The organism is Nocardia carnea (genome assembly GCF_029869215.1).
Classification (GTDB): domain Bacteria; phylum Actinomycetota; class Actinomycetes; order Mycobacteriales; family Mycobacteriaceae; genus Nocardia; species Nocardia carnea_B.
The window spans coordinates 1-2,928 of sequence record NZ_JARWPM010000074.1; the positions used below are offsets into that span (position 1 = coordinate 1).

Below are 2,928 nucleotides of genomic sequence, written 5' to 3' on the forward strand. Positions count from 1 at the left end.
TGACCCGCAGCCAGCTGCGACCACGCCAACGCCAGATCCGGAATGATCACCCGCCACGACACACCATCGATCACGAAGTGATGCGCCGCGAACAGCAGCACATCACGCCGCTCACCAGCGAAAGAGAACCAGACGAACTGCGCCATCGCCGGCGCCACCGGATCCAGGCGACCGAGCGCCGCGTCCAATTCGGCCGAGGCGATCCGGGTGAGCTCGGCGTCGTCGATCGCGTCGTCGAGTTCCACCGTGTGGATCAGTGCGCCGATATCGATTGCGCCCGGTGGGAGCACCTCGAACACCGGGGAGCCGTCGCGCTCGCCCACCCGGGCGCGCAACGCGTCGTGGTGGTCGAACAGCGCCGACAACGTGGCGATCATGGATTCCCGGTCGATATCGGCTGGCAGCCGCAAGGTCATCTGCTGGGCGAAGCGCCGGTAGGCCTGGCTTTCGCCGAGGATCTGCGACATGAACGGCAGCACCGGCATCTCACCGACCCCACCACCGGGCAGTTCGGCCAGCCGCTGTTCCTCGGCGGCCAATTGCAGCGTGGTCCGGCTCCAGACGACCTTCACCCAGTGGAAGGTCAGCACCATGATCGCGATCGTTCCCAGGATCAACCCGATCCCCGGGCCCGCCCCCACATAGTTGTTGATACCCGGGGTCTGGCGATGCCAGATCGAGAAGACCCCGAAGGCGCTCGCGATCGCCGAACCGGCCACCGCGAGCCAGGCCAGCACCCAGCGCCGGGTCATCAGCGCCAGCAGCGAGAACCCGATCCCGAATACCAGCACGAACCAGACGAAGATCCGCGACGGCAACCCGATGTGCTCGAACCCGGCCACGTCCGAGCCCAGCAGCACGTCGAAACCCCGCGCGGCACCGGCATGCGGTAGCACCAGCGAGAGCAGCAGCGCGAACACCGCGCCCGCAACCACCATGGCCCGCACTCCGGGATCGATCTCGCCGGCGATCCGGCGTTCCACCGCGTCCAGATCGTCGCGGAACTGCTCGAACTTCTCGGTGGTCTCCGCCGGGTTCACTGGCTCCTCGTTTCCATCGGCCGATTCGTCGTTTCCTGCCGCCGGCTCCCCGGCCGGCCGGGGCTCGGGACCACTCGGACCGGGTTCGGCGGCCGATCGCTCCGCCGGATCCCGGTTGTCGTCGCCGGGCACCGTCATACTCCGCACCCGGAGCCGCAGCCCGAAGCCACCGGCTCCGGCTCGGGCGCCCCGATCCGCGGCAGACCGAGTCCCACTCCGATGGGTGCGGTCTTGGGCGTGGTACCGGCCGCATGGGCGTCACCGGCCCGCGTACGGCGATGACCGCGGACACCACTGTCGGCCACCAGGTGATGCGGTGCCGCACCGGTCACCGCGACCGTGACCAGATCGCCGGGCCGGATCTCCGCGTCGGCGCCCTCCGGCTTGAAATGGACCAGCCGGCCGTCCCGGGCCCGGCCGCTCATCCGGGCGGTCGCGGCGTTCTTCTTCCCGGCGCCGTCGGCGACCAGCAGCTCCACTTCGGAACCGATCAGGTCCCGGTTGGCCTCCAGGCAGATCTGATCCTGTAGCGCGGTCAAACGGTCATAGCGTTCCTGCACCACCTGCTTGGGCACCTGATCGGCCATCTCCGCCGCCGGCGTACCCGGACGCGGCGAGTACTGGAAGGTGAACGCGCTGGTGAACCGGGCGCGGCGGACCACCTCGAGGGTCTGCTCGAAATCCTCATCGGTCTCCCCCGGGAAGCCGACGATGATATCGGTGGTGATCGCCGCATGCGGCATGGCCGCCCGCACCTTGTCGATGATCCCCAGGAAACGAGCCTGCCGGTAGGAGCGCCGCATCGCTTTCAGCACCCGGTCCGAACCCGACTGCAGCGGCATATGCAACTGGGGGCACACATTCGGGGTTTCGGCCATCGCCTCGATCACATCATCGGTGAACTCGGCCGGATGCGGCGAGGTGAACCGCACCCGCTCCAGGCCTTCGATGTCCCCGCACGCCCGCAGTAGTTTCGCGAACGCACCGCGGTCGCGCGGGTGATCCGGATCGGCGAACGAGGCCCCGTAGGAATTGACATTCTGCCCGAGCAGGGTCACTTCCAGCACACCCTGATCCACCAGCGCCTGCACCTCGGCCAGCACATCGCCCGGGCGGCGGTCGACCTCCTTACCGCGCAGCGACGGAACGATGCAGAAGGTGCAGGTGTTGTTACAGCCGACGGAAATCGACACCCACCCCGCATACGCCGATTCGCGGCGCGCGGGCAGCGTCGAGGGAAAGGCCTCCAGCGACTCCAGGATCTCGACCTGGGCCTCGTCGTTGTGCCGGGCGCGTTCGAGCAGCACCGGCAGCGCACCGAGATTATGGGTGCCGAACACCACATCCACCCACGGCGCCTTACGCAGTACGGTCTCGCGGTCCTTCTGCGCCAGACAACCGCCGACCGCGATCTGCATCCCCGGCCGCGAAGCCTTGATCGGCGCGAGATGACCGAGCGTGCCGTACAACTTGTTATCGGCGTTCTCCCGCACCGCGCAGGTATTGAAGACCACCAGATCGGCCGTCGCCCCCGGCGCGGCCTTGCTGTAGCCCGCATCCTCGAGCAGGCCGGACAAGCGTTCGGAATCGTGCACGTTCATCTGGCAACCGAAGGTGCGGACCTCGTAACTGCGCGCGCCCACCGGCTCCACCTGCGGGGGAAGCGCTACCTGTCCGATCGAATCCACCCGTCCAGGGTACGGAATGCGTTTTCTGTCGTTTCATCGGCGCCGCCCCAGCGGGGGCGCGGTGGGGGTGCTGACCGGGGTGGCCGAGGACCGGATCGTGGTCGTCGCCGCGCCTCGCGCCGGCGCGGCGATCCTGGCGGCGCTGCGCGAAGCACACCCCTAGGAGTAACCGGCCTATCACGTGACCGAACGCGCCGCCC

Annotated in this window: 3 protein-coding genes and 1 pseudogene; 1 reads left to right on the forward strand and 3 read right to left on the reverse strand. The window is 68.3% G+C overall.

The window, feature by feature from the left end; translation table 11 throughout:
* The 3 genes and pseudogenes from QH276_RS03735 to miaB form a co-directional block, all read right to left on the reverse strand.
* Positions 1-485 (reverse strand): condensation domain-containing protein (locus tag QH276_RS03735; protein WP_348536944.1); only part of this gene is annotated, 485 nt, incomplete at its 3' end.
* A gap of 33 nt (positions 486-518) precedes the next feature.
* Positions 519-1,178: pseudogene (locus QH276_RS03740) on the reverse strand (Rv2732c family membrane protein); the annotation flags it as partial.
* Positions 1,175-2,728: a tRNA (N6-isopentenyl adenosine(37)-C2)-methylthiotransferase MiaB gene (miaB, locus tag QH276_RS03745; protein ID WP_280399870.1), complete on the reverse strand. Its 1,554-nt coding sequence runs from the start codon at positions 2,726-2,728 to the stop codon at positions 1,175-1,177. The pseudogene QH276_RS03740 and the gene miaB, both read right to left, overlap by 4 nt.
* A gap of 16 nt (positions 2,729-2,744) precedes the next feature.
* Between miaB and QH276_RS03750 the strand changes: the two genes are divergently transcribed.
* Positions 2,745-2,891 (forward strand): hypothetical protein, encoded by a 147-nt coding sequence (locus tag QH276_RS03750; protein ID WP_280406623.1) that lies wholly within the window; start codon positions 2,745-2,747, stop codon positions 2,889-2,891.
* Positions 2,892-2,928 lie beyond the last annotated feature (37 nt).

Bases quoted from the DNA above. Each gene is read 5' to 3' on its own strand.
- QH276_RS03750 (WP_280406623.1), top strand. From the start codon at position 2,745: ATGCGTTTTCTGTCGTTTCATCGGCGCCGCCCCAGCGGGGGCGCGGTG.